This is a genomic window from Pseudoalteromonas sp. MEBiC 03607, from assembly GCF_004792295.1.
GTDB classification, from domain to species: Bacteria; Pseudomonadota; Gammaproteobacteria; order Enterobacterales; family Alteromonadaceae; genus Pseudoalteromonas; species Pseudoalteromonas lipolytica_C.
On record NZ_SRRY01000001.1, the window covers coordinates 2,109,092 to 2,124,317 of the forward strand.

A 15,226-nucleotide genomic window follows, 5' to 3' on the forward strand; every position below is an offset into this window, starting at 1 on the left:
CCAAGCATTGATAAAAACCGCGGTTTACTACCGCGGTTTTTTTATGCCTGTTTACAGGCGTAAATTTATTCGGTACGTTGGGGGCTCGTTAAACGGAATAAAGGAGTAGTAATGGCTAAAATTCAGTATCCTAAGCCAATAGCCAAAGGTGATAAAATAGCCATTTGTGCTTTTTCCTCTGGTGTTGATGAATCATTTCATAAGCGATTAGATATAGTACTTCAAGGTTTAACAGCGAAAGGGTTTACAATCATTGAAGGGGCATGCTTACGTCAAGAGCATAACCCTGCAAAGCAACGTGCAGAAGAATTAATGCAGTTTTTAACTGATGACTCGATTGCAGCGATTATGCCGCCATGGGGAGGCGATCTCACCATGGAGATTTTATCATTACTTGACTTTAACGCTATTAATAATGCTAAACCAAAATGGTTGGTAGGCTTTTCAGATATCAGCACCTTTGCATGTGCATTAACGACTCGTTGTGGTTGGGCGACTTTACACGCCGCAAACTTAATGCAAATTCATCCAGATGACACCGATCAGCATTTGCAAGATATATTTAATGCAATGGAGCTGGAAGAAAATCAGTGTTTACATCAAGTTGCTTCTCCTTTCTATCAAAAAGAGGCAATTGACTATAAAGCAAATCCAAATGCAAAATTTAATCTAAATGCACCGAGCCAATGGCGCTGTATTAACTATAAGGATAAACGTCAGATTGAAGTTTCTGGACGGCTTATTGGCGGCTGTTTAGACACGTTAGGGTTATTATTACCCTCAAATTACTATGCTTTGCATGAATTTAAAAAGCAGTATGCGCCAGAAGGTTTAGTTTTATATTTAGAGAATGCGGAACTTAGCCCGATGGCATTAGCTAGGTGTTTATTGTCTTTAAAGCTAAATGATGTGTTTACTGATGTTAACGCGGTGATATTTGGTCGCAGCCCTGCAATTAATAACGACTGCTACTTTGATGAATACCAAGCAATAGAGCTTGCATTTAAAGGCAATTTGTTCCCGGTTATCGTTGATGCCGACATTGGCCACGTAGCTCCTAATTTAGCACTAATAAATGGTGCTGTTGCCACAATAACGGCAGATTTGTATGAAGGTGTGGCGAGTAATGTCGTGGTGAAAACTGACTTAAAATAATTATCACGCCGGTTTTACCGGCGCGATTGAAAGGCTTGTTACACGACTGTAATTACCGCATCTTTATCTAAACGCGATTTTGGTAATGCAGCGTTATAATCTTGCTCAGGCTCGTGATAACCAATTGCGAGTGCTACTTCACAAACATAGCCGCCTAATTCATCTGCAAAAAGCTCACCGAGTAAGTCTTTATCTACGCCTTCCATCGGGGTTGAATCTATACCTAAACGAGCGACAGTATGCATGGTATTACCTAAAGCAATGTAAGTTTGAGCTTTAGTCCAATGTGCGTTAACTCCTTGCTCATCAGTATTTAAATCAACGAAAGCGAATGCGCCAAATGCTTGCTCTTTGTTTTCTGCTTTTGTACGACCATTGGCAATATCAGCATCGATTACCTTTTCATAATCAGCACGTTTATAGCTTGGGTTATAAGCAAATAAAATGGTGTGTGATGCTGTTTTTGCATGTGCTTGGTTAAACTGAAACTTATTTGCAAAACTATCATGCAAACGTTGCTTAGCTTGATCTGATTCGATGACTACAAACTTCCATGGTTGAGAATTAATAGACGATGGCGATAAGCGTATTGCTTCTAAAATTACAGCTAAGTCTGCTTGGCTAATGTGCTTTGAAGCGTCGTAACGCTTACTTGTGTAACGGCGTTGTAAGTCAGAAATAATAGGGTGTGTCATGATTTGCTCCCGCATGTATAACAATTAGGTGCAGTTTACGCCTTGCATACTTTGCGATAAAGCGCATAATCGAATAAACATTATCAAAAAATTTTAGTTAATATGCTGGTTGAAGATCTCAAATTAATCCTCAAGGTTGCTGAGTTTCGCAGTATTACAACCGCAGCAGCAAAGTTAGACATGCGAGCAGCTACCGCCAGTGCGGCAATTAAACGTGTTGAAGCCGCTCTTGGTGCAGAGTTGTTTGTTCGTACAACTCGTCATTTGCGCTTATCTGCGGCAGGAGAACGTTTTTTACCACAATGTCAGCAAGCTGTGTTCATGCTTGAGCAAGCGACACTTGCTTTAAAAGGTGAGCATGATGAAATTGAGGGCGAGCTAAGAGTCGCACTATCGTCAGATTTAGGCCGCAATATTATTATTCCTTGGTTAGATGAGTTACTCGATGAATATCCAAAGTTGAGTATGCGCCCGCATATTAGCGATAGTAATGTCGACTTTTACCGAGACTCCGTTGATTTCGCACTTAGGTATGGCTCGCCATCTGATTCAAACTTATATGGTTTTAAAATATGTAATGTGCCACGACTGTTATGTGCGACCCCAGAGTACATTGCCGAATATGGCGCGCCAACACATCCTGATGAATTAACCCAGCATCAAGGTTTATTTTATCAACTTCAAGATATCATTAATAATGTCTGGGATTTTACCGATGGAACCGAACGTTTTAAGGTAAAAATGCAAGGCCGCCGAGCATCTAACGATGGTGACTTGGTAAGGCGTTGGTGTGTGGCAGGTAAAGGCCTTGCGGTTAAATCATGTATTGATATCAGTGATGATTTGCTAAGTGGGCGGGTAGTGCCAGTAATGCAAAATTACCCTCACTTATGTGCAGAGCTTTGGCTAATATGCCCAAGCCGTCAGTCAATAACACCCGCAGTTCGTTTAGTTCGTGATATATGCCGAGAAAAAACCAAGGCGATTCTCAATCAACTGATTGAAAAAGGGATTTTAGATAAGCGGGTACTCGATAACTAATTATTTTAGGTATAGAGTAGCTGAGCTTGTTTATTGTAATTTCTCAATTGCTTGTTTGGCACTTTCACTGTCAGGGTTTAGTTTTAACGCACTTTTGTAACTTGCTAATGCCTTTTGTTTATCACCGGCAGCTAAATATGCTTCACCTAAACTGTCAAACGTATTTGCGGACTCTGGATAAGATTGATTGTTGAGTTCAAACACCGTTATTGCGGCGTCTAGCTCACCCATCTGCATTAATTCATAGCCAAAGTAGTTTAGCGACCTTTCTCTTGGCGTATTGTCATCACTCACCATTTGCTGATAAGTTTTCTTTAACCCTGCAATACCTTCATGTTTAAATGCGTTATAAAGTTTACTATCTGCATGCTCTGTCGCTTTTTCGTAGGGTTTGCCATAGTAGATTGCAAGTAAGCCATTAGTCATGGGAGTGAGTGGCGCACCACCGGTGTTATTTAAAATGATAACCAATAATTTGTCTTCGATTATCCTACTTATAAATGCATTAAAACCATTGATGCCACCGCCATGTTGAATACGTGTTAGGGGTTTTCCGTAGGTGCTTTTATCAAGGTTTGTTACTTCCCAACCAAGCGCATAATTTCTTTGCTCAGAAACTTGATACATCTGCCTCTTATACTCTTTGTTCAATAACTTATCCGAGTAAAGAGCTTGATCCCATTTTAGTAAATCCTGTGCTGTTGAGTACATTGATCCTGCAGCATACGGGATAGACATATCTAAATAATCAGTATTGCTATAACCTGCTAGGCCATTGTCGTAACCCGATACGCGATATTTAATGATTTTATTGTGAGAATCATAGCCTGTATCCTTCATATCGAGTGGATCTAAAATATTCTTCTGTAATACGTCTTGATATTTTTGACCTGTTACCTTTTCGATTACCGCGCCCAAAATAAAGTAGCCAGAATTGCTATAACGAAATTCAGTGCCAGGCTCGAACACTAGATCATCACTACATAGCAAGCGAATAAATTCATCAACACTGTAGGGGTTTCGGCTGTACTCATCACGAAACGATTTTGCTTGAGTATAATTACCAAGGCCAGAGGTATGATTAAGTATTTGGCGAAGAGTAATTTTAGTGGCTATATCATGTCTGTAGTCAGGTAGGTATTTTGCAAGGTGATCATCGAGTTTAAGTTTACCATCTTGTGCCAATTGCAGAATTAACATGGCGGTAAATTGTTTGGTAATTGAACCAACTCTAAATTTACTTTTATCACTATGCTTTATATCCCATTCAAAGTTGGCATAGCCAACGCTTTGTTCAAACAGTACTTTTCCATCTTTTGCGACTAATACATTACCATTAAACTGCTTGTAGTCATGAAAGCCTTGGATAAAATCAGCCATCTCTGCCTGCATGTTTTGGCTGTGTGCAATGCTTGAAGTTGCGAGTAAATAAAAAACTACAAGCAACCTTAATTTCTTACAGAATATGTTCATTACTGTCCTTGTTATTTGTTGGTTACATTAACCTATGTAAAACCTCATTGCGCATGGCTTGATTGATAAGGCTTACCATTCTGGTGTGGTCTAAACTACTGTAATGCAATACAGATACACTCCCATTTTGAAGTGCTTGCCAATAACCAGCGGGGCTTATTGGATCTCCGTTGCTGAGATAGAGTGTTGTTCTAACTGATGGTTGTGTGTCATTGAGTAGGGTGATTAAATTTCTTCAATACCACTGTCTCAAATCACCTCTTCACAGTGATTTCCCCTTCCTCACAATAACTTAGCAATCAAGCAGCAATAATGCAATCGGATAATATATAAACAAGGGTTATAAGAAGATTGTATTACCACCTAGCGGTAAATCCTCGATTATCTATGTGAACAAAACCACCGTGGTGAGAGGCGGGTTTATAGCGACCGATACCGCCGTTATAGCGGCTCTGTTTTTGAAATTTTTCGAACACTTTATAAAGTACATCAACATCAGCAATCGTTAGTTTACCATCGCCATTTAAATCGTCCATTCGGCCATCGCCATTCTCATCTATATATAAGTCAAAGGCATCACCATATTGGTGTCGGCTGTGTTTGCCATTACCAATAGAGCGGTTGTAGTGGGGGGTTCGATAGCCACTAATAAAGGCAAATTTGCTGACTTTAATCCCTTCATTTTGTACAAACGTGAGTAACTCTTCTAGCATCATCAAGCCGTCGTTATTTATATATAAATATTTTGGAAAGTCACTCACTTGCTTACAAATTACATTTTTAATTTGTACATGAGGAGTAAGCTGGCGTGATAAGTCTTTTTCAAAAATTTCGATAAATCCGTTTGGCGCAGTGTACTGTGGGTAATTTTTATAAGGGGCAGGGTATAGCCCTATTTGGTAATTATTCAATTGTTTATTGTCTGAATTGAAAGGCTTTTTCACGATAATGAGCAAGTGTTTAGTGACTTTACCATTACTCAGTACTAGGTTGTAGAAACCCGCATTGTTGGGCGCATTTATGGCAATGCTGGTTGGTCCTAGTCGTGCTGTTTCAACATCTGAAACAGCAGTAGGAGTAAAATCAGCCGTGTTATCAAGAGTCAGAACTTGGTTTGCATCTAAAATTAAACTATGTAACGTGTCACTTAGCTCAATGGCTAGAGTCCGCTGGGCATTGATAACGAAAAATAGATAAAAAATAACACGGCTTAATTTCATAATTTTCCTTAAATTGAATTATTAGCTAATGGCGTAGTTAACTTTTTTAATAGTTCTGCATCGCGGTTATAAACATCGCTATAAAAATGAAGACCTTCCTGATCGTTCCCTGAGACAGTCCAGTACATTAATAGCACGTCTAATGGTTTAGATAAGCTAACTTTTTTAGTTTCTTTTGCGGCAATAGTGTCATCAATGTCACTGCGAGACCAATTATCTGAGGTTCCTAAGATTTTTTCAGCTAAGGTGAAAGGATCATCGACTCTTACACAACCATGACTAAATGCACGTTGGTCTTGCTGAAATAGGCTTTTTGCTGGTGTATCGTGCAAATAAATTGAGTATTTATTGGGAAACATAAATTTAATTTGGCCTAGCGAGTTATTCTCTGATGGTTGTTGTACAAACCAGTACGGAAAGTTCTTCCGGCTTGCATTTGCCCAATCAATACTCTCACTATCAACTGGGTTACGGCGGCTATCAACCACAACAAAGTCTTTTTCATTTAGGTAGTTAGGATTTTCTTTCATTTTTTTGATAATGCCACCTGAAATACTACGTGGAACAGTCCAAGTTGGGTTCATCACGATATAACTCATTTGCCCTTTAAATATTGGGGTTTTGGTGTAGTTTCTGCCTACAACTACATTGGTTTGCCATTTAAGCTTGTTATCTTCAAATAAATACAGCTTATAACCAGCTATATTTACGATCAAAAAACGTTCTGTGAGCGTATTATCAACCCAGCGAATGCGTTCTAAATTAACTAAAATATCATTCACATATTCGCTGTAGTCTTTATTGAGAAGTTTTAAAGTTGCACCGCCAATAATACCATCGTCATCAACTTGATGAGCGTATTGAAATTTTTTGACAGCATCAACAAGTTCATCATCATACTCGGAAGCATCAGATAGGTTACCAGTATAATAATTTAAGCGATGTAGTTTTTGTTTTAAGAGCGGCACTGCTGGGTCTGTTTGACCTGGTTTAAGTGCTTTACTTTGCAAGGAAATTGCAGGTAGCTCACCTTTTGCATCAAGCTCTCGGTAAAATACTAGCGCTTTCTTTAACCTTTGATAATGGGGTAATACGGGCTTAAGGTTGTTTAATCCTTTATCAAGACTCTTAGATTTTACATGTTTGAGTAAAGAAGCTGCTGCAGCATCAGGGCTGACATCAAATTGTTCATAGTTCCATGTAGATGCTAGCTGTTTTGGGTTAACTTTACCGCGGATCAAATGTTTCGCATAGGTCATAATTGCGTCAGTCATTAGTACGTCAAACTGTGCCTCGGCTGCATCAGTGCCACGTTTATCTACTTCGTCTATAAGTGCCAGTAATGTATCAAAGTGATAATCGTTGGGTGAAAGACCTTCAAGTTCTGACTGTGCGATTAAGTTGAGTACTTGCTTTGCATATTTAATGTCAGCCCAAACTTGCTCAAAGCCATTTGCCTTGTATGTGGCAATGGTCATTTCAGGGGAGTGGATCTGCTGTTCTTCAATGGTGTGTGATTCACCAATGAGAATAGGTTCAAGCTGTTGTTGCAAGTATTGGTTTTCGGCTAATACAGGTGCGCCTAATAAAAAACAACTAACCAAAGCCGTTTGACGAAAAAATTTCATAGCTATGTCCTTATAACGTATTAGGTTTGAGCCAGAGACTCATTTATTAAATGCTAATTTAAGCTTAGCAAAGCAATACAAAATATAGGAACAAATTTACTTATTTTTTAGTAATAGTAATCCGTATTAATATTAAAAACAGAACACTTTACCTAGTGAGTAGATATAATACCAAGCAGTAATTCTTAGTCATTTTGATGAATTAAATCTATCGTTAAAAATTACTTATTTACGACAGCATGAATACCAGAGCAATAGCAATGCAAGAACAACTCAATAACAAAGTTTTTGCCTTGTAATCAACGAGGTTTTATTGTCTCAAAATAGACCTGTTAATTAAGTGAATAGATATAAAAAACGCTTGGCAAACTACTTTGCCAAGCGTTAGGTTGGGATAGTGGAATATTATTAGTTACTACTTGTCTGTAACTCAGATTCAGTTGGTGTTTTTTTACCTTTCAGTTTACTTATTAGGCGTTTAAAGTCCTCAAGTGCAACGTACTGACATGGAATTAATATCAGTGTAATAACGGTCGCAAATAACACACCAAAAGCTAGTGAAACCGCCATTGGAATAACTATTTTAGCCTGTAAGCTTGTTTCCATAATGATTGGTAATACACCAATGAATGTGGTGATTGAGGTTAATAAAATAGCTCTAAAACGTCGGCCACCAGCCTGCATGACAGCCTCTTTAATTGCTACACCTTCAGCGCGAGCTTTATTAACAAAGTCGACCATTACTAGCGAGTCATTCACCACAACCCCGGCAACAGCGATGATACCGAATACCGATAGGCTACTCATCGTCATACCTAAGATCATGTGACCGAACATCGCACCAATTACGCCAAATGGAATAACCGACATAATAATGAATGGTTGCGAGTATGAGCGTAGTGGAATAGCAAGTAACGCAAAGATAATCATCATTGATAATGCAAAATCACGTACTTGCTCTGCCACACTGTCCATTTCTTCTTGAATACGGCCAGCTACATTACTTTCTACACCTGGGTAACTTTTCAATAGGCTAGGTAAGTAGTCGTCACGAATTTCTTTAGCAATGGCAAACGGCTCTGCTTGGTCAGTATTTACCGCAGCCCATACGTTTACGGTACGTTTAGCATTTTCACGGCGAATGCGGTTTACGCCATCAACAATATTAACCTTAGCGACTTCAGCAAGCGGCACTTCAACGCCAGTGGGTGTAATGATACGTGCATCTGTAATGTCACTTACTGCATCACGAGATTCACGAGGGTAGCGGATCATTACTTTTATTTCTTCACCATCACGTAAAATACGTTGTGCTTCAAGGCCGTAGTAACTAAAGCTGACTTGTGATGCCACATCCGATAGCGTTAAGCCTAAGCTGTAAGCAAGCGGTTTAAGTTCAAGTTGTACTTCATCGGTTGCTGATTGTAGTGAGTCATTAACATCACCCACACCTTCCATGCTATTTAATTTCTCTTTTAACTTAGCCGCAACCTCTTTTAGCTTGTTGATATCTTTGCCTTCAAGGCGGAAGCTCACATCGCCGTCATCACGACCTCCGTTCATGATACTATCTTCAATATTAAGTGTTTTCACACCCGGTAATGGTGGCATTTGTTCGCGCCACATAGCACTTAATTGGAATGTATCAATAGGGCGTAAATCGGGTTCAACTAAAATTGCCATGATACGAGCACTTGTACGACCGCGTAAACTAACCGATAAGTCGCGGATCATTGCTTGACCATATTGCTCTTCAAGTTGTTTATCGACATCTAAAATCAGCTTCTCAATAGTTTGTACTGTTTCAAGAGTTGCTTGCTCAGATGAAGATAGGTTCATTTCAACAGAGATACGAGGGAAATCATGCGGAATTTTAGGGTTCGCAACAAATTTCACTAAACCACCCGCAAACATACCGCCACTGACAATAAGTACACAGATAAAACCAACAATCACGGTGTAGCGATAGTGAATACAGCGACCAATAAATGGAGTGTAGTAATTATCAACAAAGTTCTTGAGGCCTTTATCCATACCTAAGCGTAAACGGTGTAACGGGTTTTTAGGATTCGCAGGTTTATTTTTCATAGCCGCTAAGTGAGCCGGTAAAATTAGTTTTGACTCAATCAATGAGAAAATTAAGCAAAGGATAATTACACCACCAATGGCTTTAGAAAACGCAGAGCCAGGGCCTGATGCCAATGTTTGCGGTAAGAATGCGGCAATTGTGGTTAACACCCCAAAGGTTGCTGGAATCGCAACGCGTTTTACGCCGCGTACTACGTTATCGAGACTGTGACCGTGTTTTTCAATTTCAGCACTGGCTGACTCACCAACCACGATGGCGTCATCAACCACAATCCCCAGCACCAGTATAAATGCGAATAAAGAAGCTAAGTTAACTGTGATGTCTATAAAGCCCAGAGGCATCATTAAAAATGCACCTAGGAATGACACTGGTAAACCCATCATGACCCAAAATGCTAAGCGCAGTGGCAAGAATAGGGCAAGTACCACCATCACTAAAATACCACCCCACACCATGTTGTCGATCATCATGTTTAGACGACCTTCAAGGTAGTAAGTTAAATCAACAATCGGTGATAGTTTTACACCAGCAGGAAGCTGTGGCGCTTTATCTGCGAGGTATTTTTTTAATACCGCAGCAACTTTAGTGATGTCTTGATCTTTTGATGCATTTACTTCAAAAGTCAGTGAATTTTTACCGTTGTACTTAGAGTATTGTAAGCCTTCTTCAAAGCCATCGTTAATTGTTGCTACATCACCTAATAACACCTGTGCGCCATCAGGTAGGTGTAATAAAGGCAGATTTTCGAACTCTTTACCACGATATGCTTGGTTTTCAACACGCATTGAAATGTAGCCATTTTCAGAGCGAATTTGACCCGCTGACATATTGGCAGAGAAGCTACGCACGGCTGTGGCAATATCACGGAAAGTTAAACCATACTCACGTAGTTTATCTGGGCTGATTTCAATGCCAATTTCGTAGTTTAAGCCACTGTAAAAGTTGACCAAGTTTATTTGTGGTAAAGCTTGTAGCTCATCTTTTATGTCGTTACCAAGCTCTTTGAGCTGGTAGTTACTCATATCGCCATACAAAGCGAGTATCATGACTTCTTGCTCAAACTTTTCGCGGCGAACAATAGGGCGTTCCATCTCAGCAGGGAAGGTATTAATTGAATCAACCTGCATCTTGATTTCGTCGAGTACTTCTTGCGGGTCGTATTTTTCTTCGATTTCTATCCAAGCTTGTGAAAAGCCACGGTTTGAATAAGTAATTAAACGTTTAATGCCTTCGAGGCCCTCTAAAGACTCTTCGACCTTAATGGTGATGCCTTCTTCTACCTCTTGTGGCGCAGCCCCAGGGTAAACAGCTTGAATACTGATCCAGTTACTTTCAAACTGTGGGAACATTTGTTTACGCACCGACATTGCTGTCAATAAGCCGCCCACTAAAATGAATATCATAAGTAGGTTTGCAGCAACTGGGTTGCGAGCAAACCAGGCAATAAGCCCTTTTTCTCTGTGCGTGGTCATGGCTTATTCCTCTTTTAACGCTAACTGCGTTGTTGGCACACTTAGTTTTGCATTATCTAGCTTGACTGCCATGCCTTCAGTTGGGTATTCAAGAGCAGAGGTAATAAGTTGTTCACCATTAGCAAGGCCATTATCGGCGATTACCATGCCATTTTGTTCGCGCACTATGTTAAGTGTTTTAAAAGTAAGGGTTTCGCCATCTTGTAAAACGGCTACTTTATTGTCTTTAACTAAGTGATGCGGAACAACAATTGCGTTGTCTAGTGCACGGCCTTCAATGGTGGCATTAATGTACGAGCCAAAACGCAGAGGTTGCTTTTGCTCATAAGGCGTTGCTACTTGTGCTACTAGGTAATTCATACGGCTGCGTTGGTCAACAACCCCTTCGCTGCGAACAATAGTCGCTTGCCACGTTGTTTGTTTACCTGCAAATTCAGCGTTAATTGATACGTTAGCACCAATACCTTGATTGTTTAGGTATTGTAGGTCTTTATCTGCAACAGGTAAGCGAATTTCAGCCAGTGATGTTGAGCTTAGGCTACCAAAGCTATTGCCTGGGTTTACTACACTGCCTAAACTAATTAGTCGCTCGTCAATAATCGCATCGTATGGCGCTTTAATGTAAGTGCGCTCTAGGTTGCGTTTGGCGCGTTTAACACTGGCTTGTGCTGCACGGTAGTTTGCAAGTTTCTCCGCAAGTTGAGGTTTACGTAAATAAAGCTCAGAAGGGATAACTTGGTTTGAGTCACCTTTGATGCGGTCCCACTCAGCTTGTGCAACAGAGACTTGTGCGCGTTCAATTTCAAGAGCAGAGCTTGCTTGCGCTAGACCTGCTTCTGCCTCAATGAGTGCAGCTTCGTAATCATTTGGGTCAATACGTGCTAGAATATCGCCTTGCTTAACAAATCCGCCTTGTACAAACTGTTCAGACAGCGAGACAACCTGGCCACTCACTTGTGCAACTAGGTCTGTGTGGTTTTTTGGTTTGACAATGCCGTATGATTTTACATCGAGTGTTACAGCATCAAAACTTAAAGGTTTAATTGATACAAGCGGACGCGTATCTTGTTCTGGTTTTTCTGCTGGCGGCTGCTTCATTGAAGCAAATGCGAATGCCATTCCTAGTCCGCCGACTAATACGGCGATTGGGAGAATGATTTGTTTTTTACTAGCCACGGGATAGTCCCTCACGGTTGACGGTAATTAAAAATAAATTTGATAGGCTAAGCATACGCAATAAAGTGTTTACAAGGCGTTCGAAGATGTAACAAACCATTACACATATTACAAAGGCGCTACAAAGGTTCTATAAGAGGTACTCAATGACAGATAAAATGGCATGTAGATTAGGCTGTGGCGCCTGTTGTATTGCACCCAGTATTAGCTCTGCAATTCCTGGGATGCCCAACGGGAAAGCGGCGGGAGAGCGCTGTATTCAACTTGATGATAATAATCTATGTAAATTATTTGGCGATGAATCAAGACCCAAAGTATGCAGTGATTTTTCTGCCACCATTGATGTGTGTGGCACCACTAACGAACAAGCACTTTATTTGATTACCGAGCTTGAGCAGATGACCTAAAAATTAAACTCTTAACACTTTTTAACGGTTGCTGGGATCAGTTGTGTTTTTTAGCCAAAGTTTTCGTCAAGGCATTTAAATAGTTTCAGCTAGGATGTTGTTTTAAGAATCACAGAAATGGATGCGACACAACAATGCCAGTCAATTGACTGGCATTATTGTTTTTGCTTACCACGTATAAGTAGCGCTAAGAGTATATTGCTCGCCGCGACCGGGGGTACCCGGTACTTCTTCGAATGATTCATCCCAAATATTGTCAGCTGCAAAGGTAACAAACACATTATCAAGCTGGGCAGGTGTGAATTTTATCGTTAACTGTGTAAAGAAGGCTTCATCATCAGAGCTACGTAGGCGGTTACTGTGTTGTTTACGCCATTCGTTATCGATACGTAGCTCAAGCACATCCATCGGGTGCCATACTGCGCCCAGTGTTACACGGTGATCAGGGTAGTTCAGCGCATAAAAGCTCGCATCAATATCTGCCGTACCATAGTCTTCTGACTTCTCTAAATAGGTGTAGCTGGCAATCAACTCAGTGCTTTCAAACGATTTATTCGCTAAAAACTCAACACCTAAGGTGTCTATATCAACCGGGTTTGCAAAACGAGCTGAGGTTGCATCAAAGCGATATGTCCAATCCGTAAGGTTTTTATCTTTGCGGTAGAAAATAGCTGAATCTAAACGCCACGAAGACTGTTCAATCAGTAAACCTAGTTCAAGGTTATCGGTGGTTTCGCGCTCAAGGCTGTAGTTACTTCTGAATAATCCGCCCGTTTCACTGCCGCCAATTGCTGTATAACCAGGAACTTGTGTTGCTTCGGCGTATGATGCATACCAGGTATGTTCACTGCCATTTTGATGAGCTACTTTCAGACTTGCATCGGCAATAAATGAGGTAGCTGAGCTATCACGGTTTGTATCATCAAATGCAGCACCAATACGAATAGTAAGCTCTTTGTTCGCTGCAAGGGCCGCCTTGTACTCAGGTAAGATACTTAGCTTAGTGTAATTGCGTGACGTAAAGTTGTTTTCAAGAGACGTTGATTCAATTTCATCAGCAATAAATTGGCCAGCATAATTAATAGCATAGCGGTTATTTAAGCGGTGACGCCCTGAGAGTGCCAATGACTTAACCGTGGTTTCGTGAAACGCTTCAAAAATAGCTGGGTTTTCACGAGATAATACATAATGGTCGTTATGTTTGCGATAATAACCAGTCACTTCAAGGCTATTGCCCTTACCATAAATTTGCTTGTGATTGAGCATGAAAAGCTTGGTTTCAAGATCTTCGGTTTCGTTAAAATTAAATGGTGTGTAAAGGTTTGGCCAACCAAAAAACTTCTCTTGGCGTCCAAACATAAAATCAGTTTGCGAGGTAGAGCTTGCAAGTTGAATACGCGCTGAGGCACGTTCAAAGTCGTGGTCGCCATTCTCAATTGAGCCATCGCTTTTTGAGTGCGAGTATTCACCCTCAAAACCTAATCGCCAATCTGGTTTACTATCCAGCTTTTGGCTATGGGCAGCATGAATGCTTTGTAAATTAAAGCGATTCGTACCTGTGCCAAGTGAAACGCTGCCAGTGCTTGTGATAGGGCGCCAACCAAATGAAACCGTACCAACTGAGCTATTCATACCGTAAAGAGCATTATCAGCACCAGTAAGCACTGAAGGGCCTGTTAGCATTTGTGGTGCAATCGGAATTTCAGCAAAGTAGTGACCAGATTGAGGGTCGAATAACGTACTGCTACCAACACGAAAGCCGGTATTTTCAAAGATACCACCACGAATGGTTACATCAGCTTGTGCTTCAGCCATATTACGTGATTGCAAATCGACACGCGGGTCATACTCTAAATTTGATACCGGCGCATCAAAAGTACCAACAGGCTCTTTATTTGCGGTTGCTGAAACTTCAACGGTGATTTGTTCAATGTTGTTGGTGTCTTCTGCTAGCACTGAGCAAGTGACGAATAAAGCGGGAAGTGTAAGCTGTACTGCGCGTACCATCTAAAACTCTCTTGATTATTTTGTTTAATCTGGGGTAGTGGGCTAGTTAGGCGCACTGAAAATTGCGGGTATTGTATCTGAATCACTGAGTTATACCACTCCAACCAGATTTCAGCAGGCAATAAAAAACCGCGCTAATTGCGCGGTCTTTTTACTAAAACGGTGTTTAGTTTTGATTAATAGATTGCGGTGGGAAGTTACTTAGAATGTTAGCAACGGTTTCATTGATAACTTCAGTGCGCTTTTCAGGTGATTGATTCTTTTGCAAACGACCTTCTTTAGCGCCACGCCAAACTAACTGGTTAGAAGCGCGGTCAACTACGTCTAAAATTAATGTACCCACTTCGTATTCGCGAGTCGTTGTTTGCGTGTTATAACCCATGCCCCAGTAATTCCAGCGTGCACCGTAACCTACGTTGAAGGTATCTACATCAATTTTTGTATCAACTGATGCATGATAGTTAATCAGTACATCTGCTTGTGCCATATCAACAAGCTTCATACCGCTTTTTTCAAGTTCAGCATTAACGGCTTCACGAACACGTTTTTCCATTAAAGGGCTAATTTGGTAGTTCGCTACGTTTTTAGTTAAGCTCGCATTAGGTACCCAAGAGAAGGTTTTATAATTACTAAAATCTGCTGATTTGTCGTAATCCCAGTCAGGCGTTTTAGCACAGGCCGCTAAAAATAATACAGCCGTCGCGATTAATAAGTTCTTCATATTGTTTGCTCCTTGGCAAATTTCCACTACTTAATTGATAACATAACATAAAAATAATTCAACGGAATGATTATTTAAAAACTATGGCACATTTACAAAAAAGTACTATAATAGTTTGTAAACATAGTCTTCCTTGACTGAA

11 protein-coding genes are annotated in these 15,226 nt (G+C 40.4%); 3 read left to right on the forward strand and 8 right to left on the reverse strand.

What is annotated here, in order from left to right; translation table 11 throughout:
• The first annotated feature begins 111 nt into the window (after positions 1-111).
• Positions 112-1,155 (forward strand): S66 peptidase family protein, encoded by a 1,044-nt coding sequence (locus E5N72_RS09725; protein ID WP_135924258.1) that lies wholly within the window; start codon positions 112-114, stop codon positions 1,153-1,155.
• Positions 1,156-1,193: 38 nt separating this feature from the next.
• On the opposite strand, the gene E5N72_RS09730 is transcribed toward E5N72_RS09725, so the two are convergent.
• Positions 1,194-1,850, reverse strand: coding sequence for a nitroreductase family protein (locus tag E5N72_RS09730; protein ID WP_135924259.1), 657 nt, complete (start codon positions 1,848-1,850; stop codon positions 1,194-1,196).
• A gap of 102 nt (positions 1,851-1,952) precedes the next feature.
• Between E5N72_RS09730 and E5N72_RS09735 the strand changes: the two genes are divergently transcribed.
• The gene (locus E5N72_RS09735; RefSeq protein WP_135924260.1) at positions 1,953-2,891 is read left to right on the forward strand and encodes a LysR family transcriptional regulator; all 939 of its coding nucleotides are present in this window, start codon (positions 1,953-1,955) and stop codon (positions 2,889-2,891) included.
• Positions 2,892-2,921: 30 nt separating this feature from the next.
• Here E5N72_RS09735 and E5N72_RS09740 read toward each other — a convergent pair whose 3' ends face one another.
• The 5 genes from E5N72_RS09740 to E5N72_RS09760 form a co-directional block, all read right to left on the reverse strand.
• Positions 2,922-4,364: a serine hydrolase domain-containing protein gene (locus E5N72_RS09740; RefSeq protein ID WP_135924261.1), complete on the reverse strand. Its 1,443-nt coding sequence runs from the start codon at positions 4,362-4,364 to the stop codon at positions 2,922-2,924.
• A gap of 356 nt (positions 4,365-4,720) precedes the next feature.
• Positions 4,721-5,584, reverse strand: coding sequence for a D-Ala-D-Ala carboxypeptidase family metallohydrolase (locus E5N72_RS09745; protein WP_135924262.1), 864 nt, complete (start codon positions 5,582-5,584; stop codon positions 4,721-4,723).
• An 8-nt stretch (positions 5,585-5,592) separates the two neighbouring features.
• The gene (locus tag E5N72_RS09750) at positions 5,593-7,212 is read right to left on the reverse strand and encodes a L,D-transpeptidase family protein (protein ID WP_135924263.1); all 1,620 of its coding nucleotides are present in this window, start codon (positions 7,210-7,212) and stop codon (positions 5,593-5,595) included.
• Between the two features lie 408 nt (positions 7,213-7,620).
• Positions 7,621-10,773, reverse strand: coding sequence for an efflux RND transporter permease subunit (locus E5N72_RS09755; RefSeq protein ID WP_135924264.1), 3,153 nt, complete (start codon positions 10,771-10,773; stop codon positions 7,621-7,623).
• A 3-nt stretch (positions 10,774-10,776) separates the two neighbouring features.
• Positions 10,777-11,949 (reverse strand): efflux RND transporter periplasmic adaptor subunit, encoded by a 1,173-nt coding sequence (locus E5N72_RS09760; protein WP_135924265.1) that lies wholly within the window; start codon positions 11,947-11,949, stop codon positions 10,777-10,779.
• A 158-nt stretch (positions 11,950-12,107) separates the two neighbouring features.
• Between E5N72_RS09760 and E5N72_RS09765 the strand changes: the two genes are divergently transcribed.
• Positions 12,108-12,356 (forward strand): YkgJ family cysteine cluster protein, encoded by a 249-nt coding sequence (locus E5N72_RS09765; RefSeq protein ID WP_135926270.1) that lies wholly within the window; start codon positions 12,108-12,110, stop codon positions 12,354-12,356.
• 168 nt (positions 12,357-12,524) lie between these two features.
• Here E5N72_RS09765 and E5N72_RS09770 read toward each other — a convergent pair whose 3' ends face one another.
• The gene (locus tag E5N72_RS09770) at positions 12,525-14,363 is read right to left on the reverse strand and encodes a TonB-dependent receptor (RefSeq protein ID WP_135924266.1); all 1,839 of its coding nucleotides are present in this window, start codon (positions 14,361-14,363) and stop codon (positions 12,525-12,527) included.
• Between the two features lie 166 nt (positions 14,364-14,529).
• Complete coding sequence (locus E5N72_RS09775; RefSeq protein WP_135924267.1) at positions 14,530-15,084, reverse strand: DUF4136 domain-containing protein; 555 nt, start codon at positions 15,082-15,084, stop codon at positions 14,530-14,532.
• Between the last annotated feature and the right edge of the window lie 142 nt (positions 15,085-15,226).

Bases quoted from the DNA above. Each gene is read 5' to 3' on its own strand.
- E5N72_RS09725 (WP_135924258.1), top strand. From the start codon at position 112: ATGGCTAAAATTCAGTATCCTAAGCCAATAGCCAAAGGTGATAAAATA.
- E5N72_RS09730 (WP_135924259.1), bottom strand. From the start codon at position 1,850: ATGACACACCCTATTATTTCTGACTTACAACGCCGTTACACAAGTAAG.
- E5N72_RS09735 (WP_135924260.1), top strand. From the start codon at position 1,953: ATGCTGGTTGAAGATCTCAAATTAATCCTCAAGGTTGCTGAGTTTCGC.
- E5N72_RS09740 (WP_135924261.1), bottom strand. From the start codon at position 4,364: ATGAACATATTCTGTAAGAAATTAAGGTTGCTTGTAGTTTTTTATTTA.
- E5N72_RS09745 (WP_135924262.1), bottom strand. From the start codon at position 5,584: ATGAAATTAAGCCGTGTTATTTTTTATCTATTTTTCGTTATCAATGCC.
- E5N72_RS09750 (WP_135924263.1), bottom strand. From the start codon at position 7,212: ATGAAATTTTTTCGTCAAACGGCTTTGGTTAGTTGTTTTTTATTAGGC.
- E5N72_RS09755 (WP_135924264.1), bottom strand. From the start codon at position 10,773: ATGACCACGCACAGAGAAAAAGGGCTTATTGCCTGGTTTGCTCGCAAC.
- E5N72_RS09765 (WP_135926270.1), top strand. From the start codon at position 12,108: ATGGCATGTAGATTAGGCTGTGGCGCCTGTTGTATTGCACCCAGTATT.
- E5N72_RS09770 (WP_135924266.1), bottom strand. From the start codon at position 14,363: ATGGTACGCGCAGTACAGCTTACACTTCCCGCTTTATTCGTCACTTGC.
- E5N72_RS09775 (WP_135924267.1), bottom strand. From the start codon at position 15,084: ATGAAGAACTTATTAATCGCGACGGCTGTATTATTTTTAGCGGCCTGT.